Origin of the sequence: Streptomyces sp. cg36, assembly GCF_041080675.1 — a bacterium.
GTDB lineage: Bacteria > Actinomycetota > Actinomycetes > Streptomycetales > Streptomycetaceae > Streptomyces.
The window spans coordinates 5,982,345-6,002,828 of the sequence record NZ_CP163520.1 but is presented as its reverse complement, the minus strand read 5'-3'; the positions used below and the strand labels follow the sequence as shown (position 1 = coordinate 6,002,828).

Genomic DNA, 20,484 nt, shown 5'->3' with positions numbered 1-20,484 from the left:
GGGGGCACGGGCCCGTTCCCCCGTTCGCACGGGGCCGAGAACCCCGCCGAGGGGCCCGGCGGGCCGTCCGGGGCGCGGGGAACCGCGCGACCGGCCACGCACGATCCGCGGCCGGCCGCACGGTCCTGAGAGGGGCCTACGCCCGGCCGCGCCCCCGTCGGCGGCGCAGCGCCGCGGTGCCCAGTCCGAGCGCCGCGAGGGCTCCCGCACCGGCCGTCACCGAGGTGGCCGCGAGTGCGCCGTGCCCGCCGGTGGCGGTCGCCGCCGCCTGGGCCCGGGCCTCCTCGGGGCTCTGCCCGTATCCCCCGGCCTTGCCGGACCTGGCGTACGCGGAGCCCGGCAGCTTGTCGCCGTAGTCCCGCCGGACGCGCTGCTGGTAGGCGGCCAGGGTGGTGCCCTTGGCGCCGACCGCCCGCACCGCGTCCTCGTCCAGCGGGAGCACGGTGGCGCCCTTCTGGACGTACCAGGCGTTGATCTGCGGCTCCTGGAAGACGGTGCCGCCCGGCAGCACGCGCGCGCCCGCCGCGGCATAGCGGGACTCGTCGTCACCGGTGGCTATGTTCACCACCTTCCAGGTGGTGCCCTGCGGGACCGTCCACAGGGACGCCTTCTGGCCGTCCGAGGAGACGGCCGTCGAGGCGAGGTACTCCAGCTTCGCGACGGGTGCGCCCGCCCGCCCGGCGACGAACTCCGGGGAGAGCGTGTAGACGGGCACCGCGTCGCCCTGGACGCGCGGGGCGGCGGCGGTCAGGGAGACCCTGCCGTCCCGGGCGAAGAAGCGGGAGAGCGTGTCGAGGGTGGCGGGTGCGGTGGCCGCCCGGTGCGCGGCGGCCCGGGAGTCGGCCGTGGCCGTGGGGGGCTGCGCGGCCACCGCGTACGGGGCGGCGAGCGCGGCCAGGACCGCGGCAGCGCCCGCGGCTGAGGACAGACGTCGCAGGTTCATCGTCGTCACGCCCCGATCCGGTAGAGCGAGTGGGTCCAGGAGAACGAGTCGTTGTCGACGTACCAGTCGTGCGACGCCCAGTTGTAGCGGTTGCTGGACGGCCACGGGTCGCCCCAGTAGACCCAGTCGCTGGCGGTGTCGTACCCGTAGATCACATGCATGTGACCGCCGCCGCTGGACCACTGGATGCGGCTCTCCATGGGCCGGTTGGCGTTGATCTCGCTCTGTACGGTCGTGTAGCGCAGCCAGCCGGTCACGTACGAGCCGGTGCTGATCCCGGCCCAGCGCAGGGCGGTCTGCACATTGCCCAGGTCCGCCTGCCAGTTGGGGCAGTCGTAGCCCTGCTGGCGGCCGAAGGCGGCGTTGCAGAACTGGTTCTGGCTGTAGGTGCGCCCGAACCAGGTCGCGATGGTGTTGCCGCTGGCGGCCCAGCACCAGTTGTCCTTCTGCTGGGCCTGCATGGTGATGTTGAGCCGCTTGGACGTGGCTGCCGTGGCGGACGGCGTGTCGGCGGCGGTGGGGGTGCCGGCCGCGTGGTCGGCGGCGGCGGTCGTGGACGTGGCGGCTGTGGTGGCGGCTTGCTCGTGCGGGGATGCGACGGCGCTCGCCGTGGGGGCGGCGAGCAGGGCCGTCACCACGAGGGCGAGGGCCGAAAGCCGTCTCTTGCGGTTGTGCATCGCGTTCCTCCCGAAGCGGGGGGTGTGGGGATTGGAGGAGCGCGTCCGGACGCTTTCGGTGAGCATCGAACGTTGTCGTGGGCCGGTCAACGCGCTTCAATGCGGGATGAGACCCGGGTGTGAACGGAGTGGCCGCGAAGTGAACGTGCCTTCCGGGCCCACCAGGCCCCCCGGGTCCCCCGGCGACCCGTGACCACCCCCCGCCGTGAACGTTCACTGTGCGGCCCGAAGAGCCCTGACCGGCGGCACGGCTGCATCCGGCCCCCCCATGGCCGCCCCCCACCGGATCCGAAGCAGTCCCGAGGGAGTCCCCCATGCTCCACACCGATGCCGATCTGGCACAGGTGCTGCACACCGGCCCGTTCCATCTGGCGCTGCGCGCCGCGCTCGCCGTCCGCGGACTTCCGCTCCAGCGCGTGCAGCACCATCTCGCCGGACGCGGTGTCAAGGTCGGCGTGACCAGCCTGAGTTACTGGCAGCAGGGCGCCCGCCGCCCGCAGCGGGCCGAGTCGCTGCGCGCGGTGCGCGCCCTGGAGGAGGTGCTCGGGCTGCCGGAGCGGTCGCTGCTGCGGCTGCTCGACGACGGCGAGGCGCGCACCGAGACGGAACGCCCGGCGGGCCGCTCCTACCGCTCGCTGGTCGAGGCGTCCGGGGCCGTGGAGCGGCTGATCGCCGATCTGGAGTCACCCGTGGACGGCGGGCTGCACACGGTGGGCCACCACGAGCGGATCCACATCGGGGCGCGCCGCGAGCTGGTCGGCCGCGCCTCGCAGCACGTGGTCCGGGCCCACCGCGACGGCGTCGACCGCTATCTCGCCATCCACCGGGGCGATCCGGGCTGCGATCCGGCGCGGGTGGCGGTGCGCGCCACCGAGAACTGCCGCACCGGCCGGGTGCGCTGGGACCCGGAGACCGGCGTCCTGGTGGCCGAGCTGCTCTTCGACGCCCGGCTGCGGGCCGGGGAGACCTATCTCTTCGGCTACGGCTTCGACGACGGCACGGCGGGCGAGAGCGGCGAATACGTCCGCGGCTTCAGCTTCGCGGGCGGCCAGTACGTCCTCCAGGTCCGCTTCGACGAGGAGGCCCTGCCGGTGCGCTGCCGCCGCTTCGCCCAGACGTCGGCGGGCGCGCCCCGCTCCGCCCGCGGCGACCTCACCCTGACCGGCCTGCACCGCACGGTCCACCTGGTCGAGCAGGGAGTGCGGCCCGGGATCCTGGGGATCGACTGGGACTGGGAGTGAGGCGGTCTGCCTACGTACGTAGTACGTAGTACGTAGTACGTAGTACGTAGGCACGGTGTACGGGGTGTACGGGGGGACGGTGTACGCGGGCGCGTCCCGTCGGGCGCGCGGGTACGGCTCCGCGAGGGCCGGGCGGTCGGGCCGTCAGGCGTCCGGGCCGGCGACGAGCCTGCCGTCCTTCACCTTCACCGGGACGGCCGGCAGCGGCACGGTCGCCGGGCCGTGCACCGGCTGGCCGGTCATCACGTCGAAGCGGCTGCCGTGGCAGGGGCAGTTCCCGTGCCCGTCCTCGATCTTGTCGAGCACACAGCCCGCGTGGGTGCACTGGGCGCTGAACGCCTTGTACTCGCCCTTGGCCGGGCAGGACACCATCACGCGCTGCTCGCGGTAGAGCTTGGCGCCGCCGACCGGCACCTCGTCGGGCGCGCCCAGGGCGACCGGCGCGGTCGGGGTCGGCGTCTCGGCGTGGCCGAGCTTGGAGTCGGTGGAGCAGGCGGCCACGCCCAGCCCGGCGGCCCCGGCCAGGGCCGCGCCTTTCAGCACGGTACGACGGGCGGCGGGCTGGCCGGACATGGTGTCTCCACAGGTCATGGGGGTAGGTGACGCCATCGACGATACCGGCGGTGACCGTGTGCCCGGTGTGCGGGCCCGGCGCGGCGGGCGGCGGGCGGGGCTGGACGGGGCCGGGGCCGATGGGTGTACGTTCGGCCGGGTGATCGTCGTCGCCGGAGAAGCCCTGATCGACCTGGTCCCCGCGCGCCCCGGCGACCGGCTCGGCCCGCTCGTGCCCCGGCCCGGGGGCGGCCCGTACAACACGGCGGTGGCCCTGGGGCGGCTCGGCGCCGCCACCGCCTTCTGCTCCCGGGTGTCGACGGACGGCTTCGGCGAGGCCCTGCTCGACGGGCTGCGCTCGGCCGGGGTCGACACCTCCCTCGTCCAGCGCGGCCCCGAGCCGACGACGCTGGCGGTGGCGACGGTGGGCGCGGACGGCGCGGCGGGGTACGGCTTCTACGCCTCCGGCACCGCCGACCGCCTCTTCGAGCTGCCGCCCGAACTCCCCTCCGGTGTGACCGCGTTGGCGTTCGGCACCTGTTCGCTGGTCCTGGAGCCGGGGGCGAGCGCGTACGAGGCGCTGCTGCGGCGCGAGTCGGCGCGGGGCGTGTTCACCCTGCTGGATCCCAACGTCCGGGCGGGTCTGATCCCGGACGCGGACGCCTATCGGGCGCGCTTCCGCTCCTGGCTGCCGCATGTGTCGCTGCTGAAGATGTCCGAGGAGGACGCGGCGTGGCTGGGCGGCGGGGTACGGGAGTGGCTGGCGGCGGGGCCGGAGGCGGTGGTCCTGACGCGGGGCGCGGCGGGCCTGACGGTGTGGACCCGCTCCGGGCTGGAGGTCTCGGTCCCCGGTGAGCGGGTCGACGTGGTCGACACGATCGGGGCCGGGGACACGGTGAACGCGGCACTGCTGCGAACGGCGGCGGGACGCCACCTCTCGGCCCCACAGTGGCGGGAAGCACTGGCCTACGCGGCACAGGCGGCGGCCCTGACCTGCACAACCCAGGGAGCAAACCCACCCGAGGCGACCACCTTGAGACCCCCCACGCTCTGACCCCGCCCAAAAAGGGGCGAAAGCAGAGGGTCCAGGGCACAGCCCCGGGCACTTCAGGGGCGCGGAGAACTGCGCGAGAAGCGGGCACGGTCCGCAGACGAAGGCGGGTTTCAAGGGGCGCGGGGAGCTGCGCGAGCCTTCGTCCGCGGGCCGGTGGCGGGCTGGTCCCGCGGTTCCCCGCGCCCCTGGTGGCCGGCGGGCGAAGCCCCGGCCCCATAGCGCCGGCGGGAACGGCGCCTGCGAGCCGGCCCGGCCCGCAGGCGGCAAGGGGTCCCGGGGGCCGAAGCCCCCGGGACCGAGTGGTTCAGGCCTTGCGCGCCCGGGCAGCCGCCTTCTTGGCCGGAGCCGAGGCGGAAACCTTGGCGGGGGCCTTGGCCGCGGTCTTGGCCACCGCCTTCGCGGGAGCTTTCTTCGCCCCCCGCCGCTTCACCACCGGCGCAGCCTGCTCAGCGTCACTGATGCGATCGGCCCCCAGGATGTCGCGGAGGAACTTCCCGGTGTGACTGGCGGGCACCGAGGCGACCTGCTCCGGCGTGCCCTCCGCGATCACGAGACCACCCCCGCTGCCGCCCTCGGGCCCCATGTCCACGACCCAGTCCGCGGTCTTGATGACATCGAGGTTGTGCTCGATCACGATCACCGTGTTGCCCTTGTCGACCAGCCCGGACAGCACCTTGATCAGCTTCGAGATGTCCTCGAAGTGGAGACCGGTGGTCGGCTCGTCGAGCACGTACACCGTCCGCCCCGTCGACCGCTTCTGCAGCTCGGAGGCCAGCTTCACGCGCTGCGCCTCACCGCCCGACAGCGTCGGCGCGGACTGGCCGAGCCGGACGTAACCGAGGCCCACCTCGTTCAGCGTCCGCAGATGGCGGGCGATCGTCGGGACCGCCTCGAAGAAGTCGAGCGCCTCCTCGATCGGCATGTCGAGGACCTCGGCGATGGACTTGCCCTTGTAGTGGACCTCCAGCGTCTCCCGGTTGTAGCGCGCCCCGTGGCAGACCTCGCACGGCACGTACACGTCCGGCAGGAAGTTCATCTCGATCTTGATCGTGCCGTCGCCCGAGCAGTTCTCGCAGCGCCCGCCCTTGACGTTGAAGGAGAAGCGGCCGGGCAGATAGCCCCGCACCTTCGCCTCCATCGTCTCGGCGAACAGCTTGCGCACATTGTCGAAGACGCCGGTGTACGTGGCCGGATTGGACCGGGGCGTACGCCCGATCGGCGACTGGTCGACATGGACGACCTTGTCGACCAGGTCGTCGCCGTCCACGCGCGTGTGGCGCCCGGGGACCGCCCGCGCCCCGTTCAACTCGCGTGCCAGGTGGGTGTACAGGATGTCGTTGACCAGGGTCGACTTGCCGGAGCCGGAGACTCCGGTGACCGCGGTGAGCACCCCGAGCGGGAACGAGACGTCGATGTCGCGGAGGTTGTTCTCCTTGGCCCCGTGCACCGTGAGCCGGCGCGAGGGGTCCGCCGGGCGCCGTACGTCCGGCAGCGGGATGGCCTTCTTTCCCGCCAGGTACTGACCCGTCATCGACTCCTTGTTGGCGAGGAGCTGCTTCAACGGACCGCTGTGGACGACCTTGCCGCCGTGCTCACCGGCGCCGGGGCCGATGTCGACGACCCAGTCGGCCACCTTGATGGTGTCCTCGTCGTGCTCGACGACGATCAGGGTGTTGCCCATGTCGCGCAGCCGGACCAGCGTCTCGATCAGCCGGTGGTTGTCGCGCTGGTGCAGACCGATGGAGGGCTCGTCCAGCACGTACAACACGCCGACCAGGCCGGAGCCGATCTGGGTGGCGAGGCGGATGCGCTGGGCCTCGCCGCCGGACAGCGTCCCGGCGGCGCGGTTGAGCGAGAGGTAGTCGAGGCCGACGTCGACGAGGAAGCGCAGCCGCTCGTTGACCTCCTTCAGGACGCGCTCGGCGATCTTCTTGTCGCGCGCGTTGAGCTTGAGTTCACCCAGGAAGTCGGCGCAGTCGCTGATCGACATCGCGGAGACCTCGGCGATGGAGCGGTCCATCACGGTGACCGCGAGGACCAGCGGCTTCAGTCGCGAGCCCTCGCAGGTCGGGCAGGGGACCTCGCGCATGTAGCCCTCGAAGCGCTCGCGCGCCCCGTCGGACTCCGCCTCGGAGTGGCGCCGCTTGACGAACGGCACCGCGCCCTCGAAGGAGGTAGTGTAGGCGCGCTCCCTGCCGTACCGGTTGCGGTAACGCACCTCGATCTGGGTCTTGTGGCCGTACAGCAGCGCCTTCTTGGCACGCTGCGGCAGCCCCGCCCAGGGGATGTCGGTGCGGAAGCCGAGCTCGTCGGCGAGCGCGCCGACCAGCCGGGCGAAGTAGTCCTTGGTGTGGCCGAGCGACCACGGGGAGACCGCGCCCTCGTCGAGGGACTTGTCCTCGTCCGGAATGATCAGCTCGGGGTCGACCTCCATGCGCGTGCCGATGCCCGTGCAGTCGGGGCAGGCGCCGAAGGGCGAGTTGAAGGAGAAGGAGCGCGGCTCCAGCTCCTCGAAGGACAGGTCGTCGTACGGGCAGTACAGATGCTCCGAGTACATCCGCTCGCGCTCGGGGTCGTCGGCCGCGAGGTCGACGAAGTCGAGCACCACCATGCCGCCGGAGAGGCCCAGCGCGGTCTCCACCGAGTCGGTGAGGCGCCGCTTGGCGGAGTCCTTCACGGTGAGGCGGTCGATGACCACCTCGATGGTGTGCTTCTCCTGCTTCTTCAGCTTGGGCGGCTCGGAGAGCTGGATCGTCTCGCCGTCCACGCGCGCGCGGCTGTAGCCCTTGGTCTGGAGGTCGGCGAAGAGGTCGACGAACTCGCCCTTGCGCTCGCGCACCAGCGGCGAGAGCACCTGGAAGCGGCTGCCCTCGGGCAGCTCCAGGACCTTGTCGACGATGGCCTGCGGCGACTGGCGGGTGATCGGCCGGCGGCACTCGGGGCAGTGCGGCTTGCCGATGCGCGCGAAGAGCAGGCGCAGGTAGTCGTAGACCTCGGTGATGGTGCCGACCGTCGAGCGCGGGTTGCGCGAGGTCGACTTCTGGTCGATGGAGACCGCGGGCGACAGACCTTCGATGAAGTCGACGTCCGGCTTGTCCATCTGGCCGAGGAACTGGCGGGCGTACGAGGAGAGCGACTCGACGTAGCGGCGCTGCCCCTCGGCGAAGATCGTGTCGAAGGCGAGGGACGACTTGCCCGACCCCGAGAGCCCGGTGAAGACGATGAGGGAGTCGCGCGGGAGGTCGAGCGAGACGTTCTTGAGATTGTGCTCGCGCGCGCCACGGACGATGAGACGGTCGGCCACGCCGGTCCGCACCTTTCGTTGAAGAGAAGCAGGGGGCGGGACCCCCGTCTCAGACTATGGGGGGCCGCCAGGGCGATGGGTTGCTTTACAGCCAAGGATGCCTGATGCCACTGACGAGCCTATAGCACGCGCATTCGATTTACGGCCTCGTCAAGACCGCTTCACCCGAATGAGTGGCGGGGCTATCGTCGGCGCCATGATTGATCATGCGCACGACCTGGCAGCTGTACAGGAAGCCACCGACCGGCTGCTCACCGCAGCCGCCGCACTGGACAACGCGGCACTCGCCGGGCCGTCACGGCTTCCGGGCTGGAGCCGCGGCCACGTCCTCGCCCACCTGGCCCGCAACGCGGACGCGCTCGTCAACGTCCTGGGCGGACGGCCCATGTACGAGAGCGGCGAGGCCCGGGACGCCGACATCGCGCGCGACGCGACGCGCCCGCTCGACGTCCACCTCGCCGACCTGCGCGACAGCGCGGACCGCTTCCGGGCGGAGGGCGCCCGCCCCGCCGACTGGAGCCGGACGGTCGAGCTCCGCAACGGCGTCCTGGACGAGGCCGCCCGCATCCCCTTCCGCCGGCTGATCGAGGTCGAGCTGCACCACGTCGACCTGGGCGTCGGCTACGAACTGGAGGACCTGCCGGACGAGTTCGTCCGGCGCGAGATCCAGTTCCTGGCCGACCGGTTCGCGGGCAACGCCGCGGTCCCCCCGACCACCCTCACCGGCAACAACGGCCACAGCCTGAGCACCGGCGGCGACCAGGGCGCCCCGGTGACCGTCGGCGGCCCCCCGTGGGACCTGCTGGGCTGGCTCGCCGGGCGCAGGGACGGCTCCGCCCTGAAGGTCACCGGCGGGCCGCTGCCCGCCCTGCCGCCCCTGTAGGACCGGGCGCTACGCTGAGCCCATGACGTACAGCGGAACGGTCAAGGTCGGCGGTCCGGCGGATGTGCACGAGCTCGCCGACCTCATGATCTCCAAGGTCGCGGTGGGCCCGATGAACAACAACGCGTACCTGCTGCGCTGCCGGGCCACCGGCGAGCAACTGCTGATCGACGCGGCGGCCGAGCCCGCGACCCTGCTGACGCTGATCGGTGACGACGGCATCGCCGCCGTCGTCACCACCCACCGCCACGACGACCACTGGCAGGCGCTCGCCGAGGTCGTGGCCGCCACGGGCGCGCGCACGTACGCGGGCCGCCACGACGCCGAGGGCATCCCCGTGCCGACGGACGTCCCCGTCGAGGACGGCGACACCGTCCGCGTCGGCCGGGTGGAGCTCACCGCCCGGCACCTGGTCGGCCACACGCCCGGCTCGATCGCCCTGGTCTACGACGACCCGCACGGCCATCCGCACGTGTTCACCGGCGACTGCCTCTTCCCGGGCGGCGTCGGCAACACCCGGAAGGACCCGCAGGCGTTCGCCAGCCTGATCCACGACGTCGAGACCAAGCTCTTCGCCCCCCTGCCGGACGAGACCTGGGTCTACCCCGGCCACGGCGACGACACCACGCTCGGCGAGGAGCGCCCCAAGCTCCCGGAGTGGCACGCCCGGGGCTGGTAGGCCCCACCGGGGCGTCCGCGGGGGCGCAGGCGCGCCCCCGGGCCCCTACTCGTCCACTTCCAGGCGTACGAGCAGACTGCCGCGCCCGGGGCTCCCCGGGCGCTGCACCCCGAGCCGCCGCAGCCGCAGCGTCCGGCCGCCGACGGTGCCCGCGGGCACCAGCACCGTGCGCGGCCCGTCCAGGGTGTCGATACGGGTCTGGCCGCCGGACTCGGCGAGTTCGCGCGGGATGCGGTGGGTGCTGTGCAGGTCGTCGCCCCGCCGCCGGAACCGCGCGTCCGGCCGTTCGTGGACCTCGACGTAGAGGTCGCCGGCCGGTCCGCCGCCCTTGCCCGCCTCGCCCTTGCCGCGCAGCAGCAGCCGGGTGCCGTTCTCGACGCCCGCCGGGATCCGCAGCGCGAGCGTCCGGACCTCCCGGACGCGGCCCTCGCCACCGCACCGCGCGCACATGTGCCGGGCCACCGCCAGCCCCCGGCAGACCGGACAGACCACCGCGGTGTCGAACCGGATCTCCTTGGTGGCGCCGAAGACGGTCTCCTCCAGGGTGAGGTCCAGGCGGAGCAGCGCGTCCTGGCCCGTCCTGCGGGACCGCTCGGGCCCGGAACGCGGCGGACTCGCGGGCGGCGGCGGGACGCCCGGCGACAGGACCTCCGCGGGCCGGACCTCCGGGGGCGGGGCGCTCACGGGCGCGACTTCCGCCACGCGCGCGAGGACGACCCGGTACTCGACGTCGGCCCACATCCTCGGCGTCTGCCGCACCCCGCTGCGCCGCAGCCGCTCGTACACGTAGTCGTAGAGCTCGGTGACCGTGATGCGGCCGTCGCCGTCCAGGTCGGCCGCGCCGCTGCGCAGGCCCTCGATGAGGGCGCCGGTGAACCGGGAGGGCTGCGGGGCCGCCGTGTCCGGCCGCTCGCCCTCCCACGCGTACTCGATGCGGTTGGTGGCCGTCAGGACCACCCTGCCGTGGCCGGAGAGCTCCTCGCGCACGTGCACCTGGTCGTCGCCCTTGGAGCCCGGCAGGAAGGCGCCGCTGTAGCAGCAGTCGAGCAGCACCACGATGGTGCGGGCGCGGCAGCGCTCCATCCGGTCGTGCAGGAAGGCGGCGGGGATCGCGGTGGAGGCGGGCAGGCCCCGGTCGGTGTCGCGGGCCGCGAAGTAGAGGTGCCCGTCGTCGTCCTTGATGCCGTGGCCGGACAGATGGAGCAGCAGCAGGTCGTCGCGGCCCCGGTCGCGGAAGAACCCCTCCAGGGCGCGGGCCACCTGATGGGCCGGGCGGTCCCGCAGCTGCTCGGTGCGGAAGGCGCCGATGTCCGGGTGCCCCAGGACCTCGGCGAGGCCCCGGCAGTCCTGCCCGGGGGAACGCAGGGTGCGCAGCGCCGGGTCGTCGTACTCGCCGGTGGCGATGAGCAGGGCGTCCCGGCTCCCCGGGCCGTCGCTCCACCGCTCCCGTCTCGCCGGTCCGCCCTCCGGGTCGCGTCCGGTGCGGTCGCCGCTCTTCTCGGCGGGGCCCACCCGTCTCACTCCCCGTCGGACGGGGATCCCGCGGGGTCCTCCGGCGCCCCGGGAGCGGAATCCGGCCGGGGTGCGAGGAAGGCGTCGATCAGCCGCTGGCGCTCCTGCGGCGTGGCGTCGTCGAGTGCGATGCTGCGCCCGTCGAGCTCCACCCGGACGCCGCGCGCCGGACGGCTGCTCACCCAGGTGCCGAGCAGCCGGAACACCTCGGGGAGCACCACCGGGAGGGCCGTGACGACCAGTGCGCCGGCCACGACGGCGTCGCCCGGCTTGGCGCCGTCCGGGACGCGCCCGCCGGAGCGGGCCCGGACGTCGTGGACGTCGAGTTCGAGCAGCCGGTCGCGCAACTGCCGCGCCAGCGCGTCGAGTTCCTCGGCGTCCGCGCCCGGCCCGCCGGTCACCCACAGGTCCACGCTGGTGTCCGCGCTCATCGACGCCCCCGTCCCCGCCCCGCTCCCGCCTGCCGGATCCTCAGTGTAGTCAGCTCACTCCGGCCGCGACCGCGCTTCCGCACGCCCCCGTAACCGCCCGTGGGCACGGGTAGTTGGCGCGGCATGCACACCTCCCCCACCTCTGCCCGCACACACGCCCCACCGTCGATGGCGCGGCTCGGCGCCGCCTCGCTCGCCGGTACGGCGGTCGAGTTCTACGACTTCTTCGTGTACGGAACGGCCGCCGCGCTGGTGCTCGGCCCGCTCTTCTTCCCGACGTTCTCCCCGCTGGCGGGCACCCTGGCCGCGTTCGCGACCTTCGGCATCGGCTTCGTCGCCCGGCCGCTCGGCTCGGTCGTCTTCGGCCACATCGGCGACCGCCACGGCCGCCGTCCGGTGCTCTTCCTCTCGCTGGGTCTGACCGGTCTGGCCACCGTCGCCGTCGGCTGCGTGCCCTCGTACGCGTCCATCGGCGCCGCGGCTCCCGTCCTGCTGCTGCTCCTGCGCTTCCTCCAGGGGTTCGGGCTCGGCGGCGAGTGGGGCGGGGCCGTGCTGCTCGCCGTCGAGCACGCGCCCGCGCGGCGCCGGGTGCTGTGGTCGTCGTTTCCGCAGATGGGCCCGGCGGCCGGGTTCCTGCTGGCCAATGGCGTGATGCTGGCGCTGTCGGCGGGGCTCACCGACGCCGAGTTCCGCTCGTGGGGGTGGCGGGTCCCGTTCTGGGGGGCGGGGCTGCTCGCGGCGGGCGGGCTGCTGCTGCGCTCCTCGCTCCCCGAGACACCGCAGTTCGAGGAGATCGGCGAACGCGCCCGGCTGCCGCTGGCGGAGGTGGTGCGCGACCACTGGCGGCTGCTGCTGCTGACCGCGGGGGCGCTCTCCGTGGGGTACGCGGTGTTCTACGCGGTGACCACCTGGGCCCTCGCGTACGCCACGGAACGCCTGGGGGTGAGCCGTACGGTCATGCTGGTGTGCGTCATGGCCGCCGTCGCCGTCAAGGGCACGCTCACCCCGGTGGTGGCCGTGCTGGGCGACCGGCTGGGGCGGCGCCCGCTGTGCCTGGCGGGGTGCGCGGCCTGTGCGCTGTGGATGTTCCCGATGGTCGCGCTGCTCCAGACCGGCGAGCCGCTGCTGATGTTCACGGGCTTCCTGGGGGCGCTGCTCGGGTTCGTCACCATGTTCGCGGTGACCGCGGCCCATCTGCCGGAGCTGTACGAGCCGCGGGTGCGCTGCACGGGCGCGGCCGTCGGCTACAACCTGGGCGGGGTGCTGGGCGGCGCGCTGACGCCGGTGGTGGCGACCGCGCTGGCGCGCGGCGACGGGCCGCCGTGGGGCGTGGCGGCGTATCTGACGGCGCTCGCCCTGCTGAGCCTCGGCTGCTTCGCGCTGCTGCCGGATACCAGGCCCGCGCCCGCCGCGGCCGGGCCGGAGGCGGAGACGGCGGCACCCGCCTGAGCGCCGGTGCGCCGTGCACGCCGGGCGCCGGGGCGCGGGCGGAGGTGCGAGGACGGGCTCCGTGCGCCGGGACGGGGCTCCGCCGGGACGGGCGGCCCCGCCCCGGCGCCGGGCGCTACAGGGGCGCGGACTCCGCCACGTCGCAGTCCGTGAAGGCGGGCGGGCGGGTGGAGAGCGCCGCCAGCCGCTGGGCCAGCTCGGCCGTCTCCGGCGCGTCGCTGTTGGCCATCGCGTCCTCGTACGAGTCGAACTCGACCACGGCCAGATAGCGGTTGGGGTTGGCCCGGTCGCGCAGCAGGGTGCGGCGCGTGGGGGCGGACTTGCGGCCCTCGGCCCGGGCCCGCTCCTCGTACTGGCGGACGAGCTCGCGCATCTCGTCCGCGCGCTCGGTCTCGAAGTCGATGATCTGCGCGAACTTCATGGTTCCTCCTGGTCCGCGTGCTCCCGCGGGCCGGGAGCTCTCCCCGTCCAAGCAAGCACCGGCCGACCGGCACGGCAACCGGGCGCCCGGCCGACCGGTGCGCGCGGTGCGTACGCGCCGCGCGCCCCCGGGGGCCGGTCAGACCTCGACGCCCTTGCGGTCGCCCTCCTCGGCCGCCGCCTGCTTCTTGGCGGCCATCAGGCTGGTGATGGTGGTGATGACCAGCACGCCGCAGATGACGGCGAGCGAGACCGGGATGGAGATCTCCGGCACGTTCACCCCGTTCTCGTGCAGGGCGTGCAGCACCAGCTTCACTCCGATGAAGCCGAGGATCACCGAGAGGCCGTAGCTGAGGTGGACGAGCTTCTTGAGGAGGCCACCGATGAGGAAGTACAGCTGGCGCAGGCCCATCAGGGCGAACGCGTTGGCGGTGAAGACGATGTACGGGTCCTGGGTGAGGCCGAAGATCGCCGGGATGGAGTCCATCGCGAAGAGCACGTCGGTCATGCCGATGGCGAGCATCACGACCAGCAGCGGCGTCATGATCTTCTTGCCGTGCTCATGGATGAAGAGCTTGGTGCCGTGGTACTTGTCGGCCACGCCGAACTTCTGCTCGATGGACTTGAGCAGCCGGTTCTCCTCGAACTCCTCGTCCTCCTCGTCGGAGCGCGCCTCCTGGATCAGCTTCCAGGCGGTGTAGATCAGGAACGCGCCGAAGAGGTAGAAGACCCAGGAGAAGCTGGCGATGATCGCGGCGCCGGCCGCGATGAAGATCGCCCGCAGCACCAGCGCTATCAGCACGCCGAAGAGCAGGACGCGCTGCTGGAGCTGGGTCGGCACCGAGAACTTCGCCATGATCAGGATGAAGACGAAGAGGTTGTCGACGGAGAGCGACTTCTCGGTGATGAAGCCCGCGAAGAACTCGCCGGACGCCTGGCTGTTGCCGAAGACCAGCAGGCCGACGCCGAAGAGCGCGGCCAGCACGATCCAGACGACCGTCCAGATTCCGGCTTCCTTGATGGATACGTCATGGGGCTTGCGCCCGATGAAGAAGTCGACCGCGATGAGGGCGCACAGACCGAGAATGGTCAGCACCCAGAGGGTCATCGAAACGTCCACTGTGCCTCCGGCTTCGTACCGCTACTGATCAGCGTCGTCGCTGCCGGAGGTCTCCTCCACCCGAGCGCCGTGCGCGCCGGGCCGGTGTCCCGGGACCGGTCGTTCGGTCCGTATTGACGGGATCACCGCAGTCGGGAGTACTCCCCTCCGCATGGTCGAAGCCTACCCAATTACCAAGAGAAGGTAAAGGGAAAGGTAAAGGAGAACCAAGTCGCCCGCCCGGAGGCCGGTGCCCGCCCGGGGGTCCTGGTGCCCGCCCCGGAGGCCAGGGTCCGCCAGGGGGGCCGGCGCCCGCCCGGAGGCCGGTGTCAGCGCGGCCAGGCGCGCCTCGCCTCCGCCACCTGGCCGAGCACCCGCCCGAGGACCGCGCTGCCCGGCGGAACCAGCGGCGGCTCGTACGTCCAGGCGTGGCCCACCCACGGGTCGGCCAGATGGTCGCCCGGCACCGGTGTGAGCCGCAGCAGCGCCCGCCACAGCGGCTGGAGCACCGGCCCGTACGCGCTGGCCTCCTCGCGGTCGGCGACCATCAGCAGGTGCACCCCGACCGAGGGGCCCTCGTCGGCGAGGTAGCGCAGCTGGTTGACCGCGCGGTCGTCGAACCCGTGCGGGAAGTCGTTGACGATCAGGAGCTGCTCGGCGGTGTCCATGCCGGGCGGCAGCGCGTCCGCCCCGGCGCCGCCGCGCGCCGCCATCTGGAGCAGGTCGACGCGCTCGGTGAGCCCGCCCAGCACCGCCGCCACCCCCTGGGCACCGGCCGCGGGCGGCGCGGCGAGCACGCCCGCGCCCGTCAGCGGGGCGAGCGCCCCGGCCGCCGCCCCCGCCGGATCGACGACGTGCACCGCGAACTCGTGCGCCGGGTAGACCGCGAGCATCCGCGCCGCCAGCGCCACCGCGGTGTCCAGGGCGAGCCGCTTGAGCCGCTCGGGGTCCGTCACCGTCGCGGCCTCCGAGGAGGTGCGGCCGGAGTCGATCCACAGCCCGCGCTCCAGGGGCAGCCGCACCAGCATGGGGATCCGCAGCCCGGGCCGCTCCGGCAGCATGAGGTCACCCACGCGCAGCGCCATCGGGATCTCCATCGGGACCCGGTAGCCGTGCCAGACCGGGTTCTCCCAGCCCGCGAAGGCGGGCGGCAGGGCGGGCTCGACGACCTCGGACTCGGCGGTCAGCTGCGCCAGGTCCCGGTCGAACGCCTCCTTGGCCCGCTCGACCAGCTCCTCGCGCCGGGCCGAGGCGTCCGCGCGGGCCTGGTCGCCGGTGGAGCCGATCCGGCTGCGCGGATCGGAGAGCACGCGGTCCAGCTCCTGCTCCCGCCGCGAGTCCGCGAAGTCGACCGCGCTGCGGTACGCGGCGGTGGTGCGGGCCAGGTCCTCGAACATGCCCCACACCTGGTTGTACAGCCGCTCCTCCATCGACCAGCCGGTGGCGTCGCCCGCCACCGGGCGCGCGGGCTCGCCGGGGGCCGCCGGCGGCGCGGTGGGCGCCGGGGCCGGGGGCGCGCTGTGGCGGCGCGGGTGCGCGTAGTCGATGGGGCCGCCGTCGGTCAGCGGCTGCTGCGCCGGGGCGGGCGGCGGCACGGCCGCGCCCGGACCGCCGTCGGTGGCGCCGGGGCCGGGCGCCGCCGCCCGCACCCGCGCCTCGTCCGACGGGCGCGGCGGGGGCGCCGCGACCGAGCGGGCGGCGCCGAGCGCCACCGCGTCCAGGATCGTCGCGGCGAGCGGGTGGGCCTCCGCCAGCCCCTGGTCGAGGAGCATGGCGGCGAGACCGCCCGCGTAGCCCTGGCCGATCGCGCGGACCTTCCAGGCGCCGCCGCGCAGATAGAGCTCCAGGGCGACGACCGCCGACTCCGCGTCCAGGCCGGTGATCGTGTAGCTGGCGATCCCGGCGCCGTCGAGGCCGGTGACGGCCACCACGGGCGCGGAGACGGCGGCGAACCGGCCGGGCCCGCCGGCCTGGAGCGGCAGCGCCAGCAGCACGCTCACCCGGTGCACGTCCGCGGGCAGCGCCTCCAGGTCCACCGCGAGACGGTGGTCGGCGGCGGCCTGCCGCGGGACCTCCAGGCCCGGGAACGCGGGCGCGCCGGGGTGGACGACCCGGTCGGCCCCGCGCACCGTGCCGTTCTCGTCGCCGAGGGTGGCTCCGGCGACGAGGGGCGCGTCGGCCGACACGCGGATCTCCAGTCGGGTCTGGGGCAGGGGGTGGTTCTGTCCCCTTACCAGCTCGGCCGTCATCGCTCTGTCCCCTCGTCGAGTGCCGGTGGTGCGCGGTGGCGCGGGTGCGGGGCAGCTCCCGGCGGCATGCCTCCGGGAGCTGCGGTGCCGGCCGTGGCGGCCGGCGCGGTGCGGCGCGGTCCGCGGCCCACGGCCGGGGGCGCCCCGCTGTTACAGGTGCGGCAGGATCGCCGGCATCAGGTCCTGGAAAGTGCGGCCGTTGGACGGGTTGCCGATGGCGGTCATCTGCCAGCCGGTGCCCGCGCGGTGCACCTTGGCCATGATCTGCGCGGTGTACTGGCCGCCGCCGTCCAGCGTGTAGCGCGCCAGCTCCTGGCCGTTGGTCTCGTCCACGATGCGGCAGAACGCGTTCTGCACCTCCTGGAACGTCTGGCCGGTGAACGAGTTCACCGTGAAGACGATCTGGTCGATGTGGACCGGGACCCGCTGGAGGTCGACGAGGATGGACTCGTCGTCGCCGCCCTGGCCCGCGCCGCCCACCAGGTTGTCGCCGGTGTGGCGGACCGAGCCGTCGTCGCTGACGAGGTGGCGGAAGAACACCACGTCCACCGGCTGCTTGTCGGCGAACAGCACCGCGGAGGCGTCCAGGTCGATCTCCCGGGTGCGCGAGCCGAACAGGCCGCGGCGCGGGGCCGCCTGCCAGCCGAGCCCCATCCGTACCGCGGTCAGGGTGCCCCCACCCTGCTTCTCCAGGCTGATGGCCTGGCCCTTGGTCATATTGACCGTCACGCGCTGTCCCCTCTCCGCTTCTTACGTTCTCGGCCAGACCCTACGCAGTGGCGCGACGCGCGCCACCGCGCAGGGGTCGTTTGTGTCGGTGTTGCAACACACCGGACGCCGGGCCGTCAGACCTGGCCCGCCTCCCGCATCTGCCGCAACTCCTTCTTCAGTTCCCCGACTTCGTCCCGCAACCGGGCGGCGATCTCGAACTGCAGCTCGGCGGCGGCGGCCCGCATCCGCTCGGTCATCTCCTCGATCTGCTCGGCGAGCTCGGCGGCCGGGCGGTCGGTGAGCGTCCCGTCGCCCTTGGCCGCCCTGCCCTTGGCCTTCCCCGCCTTGGTGGCGAGGGCGGGCACCGGCGCCTTGGCGCCCTTGCCGTCCTTGCCCTTGCGGTAGCCGGAGCCGAGCAGCTGCTCGGTGTCGACCTCCTCGCGCGCGATGGTCGCGACGATGTCGTTGATCTTCTTCCGCAGCGGCTGCGGGTCGATCCCGTGCTCCTTGTTGTACGCGACCTGCTTCTCCCGGCGGCGGTTGGTCTCCTCGATGGCCTTCTCCATCGCCGGGGTGATCTTGTCGGCGTACATGTGGACCTCGCCGGAGACGTTGCGCGCCGCGCGGCCGATGGTCTGGATCAGCGAGGTGCCCGAGCGCAGGAAGCCCTCCTTGTCGGCGTCGAGGATCGCCACCAGCGACACCTCGGGCAGGTCGAGGCCCTCGCGGAGCAGGTTGATGCCGACCAGCACGTCGAACTCGCCCGCGCGCAGTTCGCGCAGCAGCTCGACCCGGCGCAGGGTGTCGACGTCGCTGTGCAGGTACCGCACCTGGATGCCCATCTCCAGGAAGTAGTCGGTCAGGTCCTCGGCCATCTTCTTGGTGAGGGTGGTGACCAGGACGCGCTCGTCCTTCTCGGTGCGCTTGCGGATCTCGTGCACCAGGTCGTCGATCTGACCCTCGGTGGGCTTGACCACGACCTCGGGGTCGACGAGGCCGGTGGGGCGGATGATCTGCTCCACGAAGCCGTCGCCGCGCGAGAGCTCGTACTTTCCGGGGGTCGCCGAGAGGTAGACGGTCTGGCCGACGCGACCCAGGAACTCCTCCCACTTCAGCGGCCGGTTGTCCATCGCGGAGGGCAGCCGGAAGCCGTGGTCGACCAGGGTGCGCTTGCGGGAGGCGTCGCCCTCGTACATCGCGCCGATCTGCGGGACGGTCACGTGCGACTCGTCCAGGACCAGCAGGAAGTCGTCCGGGAAGTAGTCGAGGAGCGTGTTGGGCGCGGTGCCGGGGGCGCGGTCGTCGAAGTGCATCGAGTAGTTCTCGACGCCCGAGCAGCTGCCGATCTGGCGCAGCATCTCGATGTCGTACGTGGTGCGCATCCGCAGCCGCTGGGCCTCCAGCAGCTTGCCCTGCTTCTCCAGCTCGGCCAGGCGCTGCTCCAGCTCCCGCTCGATGCCGTTGACCGCCTTCTCCATGCGCTCGGGGCCCGCCACGTAGTGGCTGGCGGGGAAGACGTAGAGCTCGCGGTCCTCGCTGATGACCTCGCCGGTGAGCGGGTGCAGGGTGGACAGCGCCTCGATCTCGTCGCCGAACATCTCGATCCGGACGGCCAGTTCCTCGTAGACCGGGAAGATCTCGATGGTGTCGCCGCGCACCCGGAACGTCCCGCGCGCGAAGGCGACGTCGTTGCGCGTGTACTGGATGTCGACGAAGCGGCGCAGCAGCTGGTCGCGGTCGATCTCCTCGCCGACCTTGAGCGGCACCATGCGGTCCACGTACTCCTGGGGCGTGCCGAGGCCGTAGATGCAGGAGACGGAGGCGACCACGATCACGTCGCGGCGGGTCAGCAGCGAGTTCGTCGCCGAGTGGCGCAGCCGCTCGACCTCCTCGTTGATCGAGGAGTCCTTCTCGATGTACGTGTCCGACTGCGGGACGTACGCCTCGGGCTGGTAGTAGTCGTAGTACGACACGAAGTACTCGACGGCGTTGTTGGGCAGGAGCTCGCGGAACTCGTTCGCCAGCTGGGCCGCCAGCGTCTTGTTCGGCGCCATGACGAGCGTGGGGCGCTGGAGCTTCTCGATCATCCAGGCAGTCGTCGCCGACTTTCCGGTGCCGGTCGCACCCAGCAGGACGACGTCCTTCTCACCTGCGCGGATGCGCCGCTCCAGCTCGGCGATGGCCGCCGGCTGGTCACCGCTGGGCTGGTAGGGGCTGACGACCTCGAAGGGCGCCACCGTACGTTCGATCTTGGAAACGGGCCGCATGGATCCACCGTACGACCCCCCACTGACAGTCGGGCGCGATCGGCCCGGCGGCGGGGTCCGTCCCGCCCCGGATCACCAGTCGTGGGGCGACGAGGAGCCCTCGCCCGGCAGCCGCTGGGAGGCCCATTCGGTCCGCTCGGGGAACGACGGCAGGTGCCGGGGCACCGGCGCCGGGCGCGGCGGGCGCTTCTCCCACTCCGGCTTGCCCATCACCACCAGCGGGTCGAACATCACGACGACCCCCGCCAGGACCAGGAACGCGGCGGGGCCGATGAGCATCGGCGCCAGCACGGTGGCGGGCGAGTCCCCGGTGGCCGGGCCCGTGCCGCTGTGCAGCCGGACGCTGAGCGCGGCCATGCCCGTGTAGTGCATTCCGGTCACCGCGACGCCCATGACGACGCTGGCGCCCAGGCTCGCCAGGAAGCCGTGCACCGAGACGGCCGCCCAGAGGGCGGCGGTGGCCGCGACCACCGCGATCACCACCGAGAGGCTGACGGTGAGGGTGTTGTACTCGAACTGGCCGTGCAGTTTGATTCCGGCCATGCCCAGGTAGTGCATCGAGGCCACGCCGAGCCCCGTGATGGTCCCGCCGGTGACCAGCGCCAGGGGCGTGGCCCCCCGGTAGCCGACGATGAAGATGCCGATGCCGACCATCACGATGGCCAGTCCCAGGCTCGCGTAGGTGATCCCCCGGTCGTAGCTGATGACCTCGTGACGGACCGTGAAGCCCATCATCGCGATGAAGTGCATGGTCCAGATCCCGGACCCTATGGAGGTGGCGCCGAGCGCCAGCCAGCCCACCCGGAACGAGCGCTGGGTCCGCAGGGACCTGGCGGTGCAGCGCAGCCCGAGCGCACCGCCCAGACAGGCCATGAGGAACGCCACTACCGGCGTGACGAGGCCGTAGCTGAAGCCGTCGACCGACCCGTGCATATACGTGTGCCCTTCACCCCGTACCGACTACCGACTGAAGAGGCCCGACTGCTGTCGCGGAGACCCTGGTTCGGGGCGAC

17 protein-coding genes are annotated in these 20,484 nt (G+C 72.8%); 5 read left to right on the top strand and 12 right to left on the bottom strand.

What is annotated here, in order from left to right:
* Positions 1-136 precede the first annotated feature (136 nt).
* Positions 137-943 (bottom strand): hypothetical protein, encoded by an 807-nt coding sequence (locus tag AB5J87_RS26525; RefSeq protein ID WP_369383679.1) that lies wholly within the window; start codon positions 941-943, stop codon positions 137-139.
* A 5-nt stretch (positions 944-948) separates the two neighbouring features.
* Entirely contained in the window at positions 949-1,620 is a 672-nt protein-coding gene (locus AB5J87_RS26520) for a papain-like cysteine protease family protein (RefSeq protein ID WP_369379922.1), read from the bottom strand.
* Between the two features lie 314 nt (positions 1,621-1,934).
* Here AB5J87_RS26520 and AB5J87_RS26515 point away from each other — a divergent pair, with 314 nt between their 5' ends.
* Positions 1,935-2,861, top strand: a complete 927-nt coding sequence (locus tag AB5J87_RS26515) for a hypothetical protein (RefSeq protein WP_369379920.1) — start codon at positions 1,935-1,937, stop codon at positions 2,859-2,861.
* Positions 2,862-3,005: 144 nt separating this feature from the next.
* Here the strand turns inward: AB5J87_RS26515 and AB5J87_RS26510 are convergent, their stop codons facing one another.
* A complete protein-coding gene (locus tag AB5J87_RS26510; RefSeq protein ID WP_369379918.1) occupies positions 3,006-3,434 on the bottom strand; it encodes a Rieske (2Fe-2S) protein in 429 nt (142 codons plus the stop codon).
* A gap of 139 nt (positions 3,435-3,573) precedes the next feature.
* On the opposite strand from AB5J87_RS26510, the gene AB5J87_RS26505 reads away from it, so the two are divergent.
* A complete protein-coding gene (locus AB5J87_RS26505) occupies positions 3,574-4,467 on the top strand; it encodes a carbohydrate kinase (RefSeq protein ID WP_369383678.1) in 894 nt (297 codons plus the stop codon).
* A 304-nt stretch (positions 4,468-4,771) separates the two neighbouring features.
* Here the strand turns inward: AB5J87_RS26505 and uvrA are convergent, their stop codons facing one another.
* Positions 4,772-7,771, bottom strand: a complete 3,000-nt coding sequence (gene uvrA / locus AB5J87_RS26500) for an excinuclease ABC subunit UvrA (protein ID WP_369379917.1) — start codon at positions 7,769-7,771, stop codon at positions 4,772-4,774.
* Between the two features lie 196 nt (positions 7,772-7,967).
* Between uvrA and AB5J87_RS26495 the strand changes: the two genes are divergently transcribed.
* Together AB5J87_RS26495 and AB5J87_RS26490 are read left to right on the top strand one after the other, a co-directional pair.
* Entirely contained in the window at positions 7,968-8,654 is a 687-nt protein-coding gene (locus AB5J87_RS26495; protein WP_369379915.1) for a maleylpyruvate isomerase family mycothiol-dependent enzyme, read from the top strand.
* Positions 8,655-8,676: 22 nt separating this feature from the next.
* Positions 8,677-9,333: an MBL fold metallo-hydrolase gene (locus tag AB5J87_RS26490; protein WP_369379914.1), complete on the top strand. Its 657-nt coding sequence runs from the start codon at positions 8,677-8,679 to the stop codon at positions 9,331-9,333.
* Between the two features lie 45 nt (positions 9,334-9,378).
* Here AB5J87_RS26490 and AB5J87_RS26485 read toward each other — a convergent pair whose 3' ends face one another.
* Together AB5J87_RS26485 and AB5J87_RS26480 are read right to left on the bottom strand one after the other, a co-directional pair.
* A complete protein-coding gene (locus AB5J87_RS26485) occupies positions 9,379-10,845 on the bottom strand; it encodes a DnaJ C-terminal domain-containing protein (protein ID WP_369379912.1) in 1,467 nt (488 codons plus the stop codon).
* Between the two features lie 5 nt (positions 10,846-10,850).
* Complete coding sequence (locus AB5J87_RS26480; RefSeq protein ID WP_369379911.1) at positions 10,851-11,276, bottom strand: hypothetical protein; 426 nt, start codon at positions 11,274-11,276, stop codon at positions 10,851-10,853.
* A gap of 168 nt (positions 11,277-11,444) precedes the next feature.
* Between AB5J87_RS26480 and AB5J87_RS26475 the strand changes: the two genes are divergently transcribed.
* Complete coding sequence (locus AB5J87_RS26475; RefSeq protein WP_369383677.1) at positions 11,445-12,725, top strand: MFS transporter; 1,281 nt, start codon at positions 11,445-11,447, stop codon at positions 12,723-12,725.
* A 115-nt stretch (positions 12,726-12,840) separates the two neighbouring features.
* Here the strand turns inward: AB5J87_RS26475 and AB5J87_RS26470 are convergent, their stop codons facing one another.
* From AB5J87_RS26470 to AB5J87_RS26445, 6 genes are all read right to left on the bottom strand, one after another.
* On the bottom strand, positions 12,841-13,146 hold the full coding sequence (locus AB5J87_RS26470) for a hypothetical protein (protein WP_369379909.1): 306 nt from the start codon (positions 13,144-13,146) through the stop codon (positions 12,841-12,843).
* Between the two features lie 138 nt (positions 13,147-13,284).
* Positions 13,285-14,265, bottom strand: coding sequence for a TerC/Alx family metal homeostasis membrane protein (locus AB5J87_RS26465; protein ID WP_369379907.1), 981 nt, complete (start codon positions 14,263-14,265; stop codon positions 13,285-13,287).
* Between the two features lie 308 nt (positions 14,266-14,573).
* A complete protein-coding gene (locus AB5J87_RS26460) occupies positions 14,574-16,493 on the bottom strand; it encodes a TerD family protein (protein ID WP_369379904.1) in 1,920 nt (639 codons plus the stop codon).
* A gap of 150 nt (positions 16,494-16,643) precedes the next feature.
* The gene (locus AB5J87_RS26455) at positions 16,644-17,222 is read right to left on the bottom strand and encodes a TerD family protein (protein ID WP_361384444.1); all 579 of its coding nucleotides are present in this window, start codon (positions 17,220-17,222) and stop codon (positions 16,644-16,646) included.
* Between the two features lie 116 nt (positions 17,223-17,338).
* Positions 17,339-19,471, bottom strand: coding sequence for an excinuclease ABC subunit UvrB (gene uvrB / locus AB5J87_RS26450; protein ID WP_369379902.1), 2,133 nt, complete (start codon positions 19,469-19,471; stop codon positions 17,339-17,341).
* Between the two features lie 72 nt (positions 19,472-19,543).
* Entirely contained in the window at positions 19,544-20,404 is an 861-nt protein-coding gene (locus AB5J87_RS26445; RefSeq protein WP_369379901.1) for an MHYT domain-containing protein, read from the bottom strand.
* Positions 20,405-20,484: the final 80 nt, after the last annotated feature.

Bases quoted from the DNA above. Each gene is read 5' to 3' on its own strand.
- AB5J87_RS26525 (WP_369383679.1), bottom strand. From the start codon at position 943: ATGAACCTGCGACGTCTGTCCTCAGCCGCGGGCGCTGCCGCGGTCCTG.
- AB5J87_RS26520 (WP_369379922.1), bottom strand. From the start codon at position 1,620: ATGCACAACCGCAAGAGACGGCTTTCGGCCCTCGCCCTCGTGGTGACG.
- AB5J87_RS26515 (WP_369379920.1), top strand. From the start codon at position 1,935: ATGCTCCACACCGATGCCGATCTGGCACAGGTGCTGCACACCGGCCCG.
- AB5J87_RS26510 (WP_369379918.1), bottom strand. From the start codon at position 3,434: ATGTCCGGCCAGCCCGCCGCCCGTCGTACCGTGCTGAAAGGCGCGGCC.
- AB5J87_RS26495 (WP_369379915.1), top strand. From the start codon at position 7,968: ATGATTGATCATGCGCACGACCTGGCAGCTGTACAGGAAGCCACCGAC.
- AB5J87_RS26490 (WP_369379914.1), top strand. From the start codon at position 8,677: ATGACGTACAGCGGAACGGTCAAGGTCGGCGGTCCGGCGGATGTGCAC.
- AB5J87_RS26480 (WP_369379911.1), bottom strand. From the start codon at position 11,276: ATGAGCGCGGACACCAGCGTGGACCTGTGGGTGACCGGCGGGCCGGGC.
- AB5J87_RS26475 (WP_369383677.1), top strand. From the start codon at position 11,445: ATGGCGCGGCTCGGCGCCGCCTCGCTCGCCGGTACGGCGGTCGAGTTC.
- AB5J87_RS26470 (WP_369379909.1), bottom strand. From the start codon at position 13,146: ATGAAGTTCGCGCAGATCATCGACTTCGAGACCGAGCGCGCGGACGAG.
- AB5J87_RS26460 (WP_369379904.1), bottom strand. From the start codon at position 16,493: ATGACGGCCGAGCTGGTAAGGGGACAGAACCACCCCCTGCCCCAGACC.
- uvrB (WP_369379902.1), bottom strand. From the start codon at position 19,471: ATGCGGCCCGTTTCCAAGATCGAACGTACGGTGGCGCCCTTCGAGGTC.
- AB5J87_RS26445 (WP_369379901.1), bottom strand. From the start codon at position 20,404: ATGCACGGGTCGGTCGACGGCTTCAGCTACGGCCTCGTCACGCCGGTA.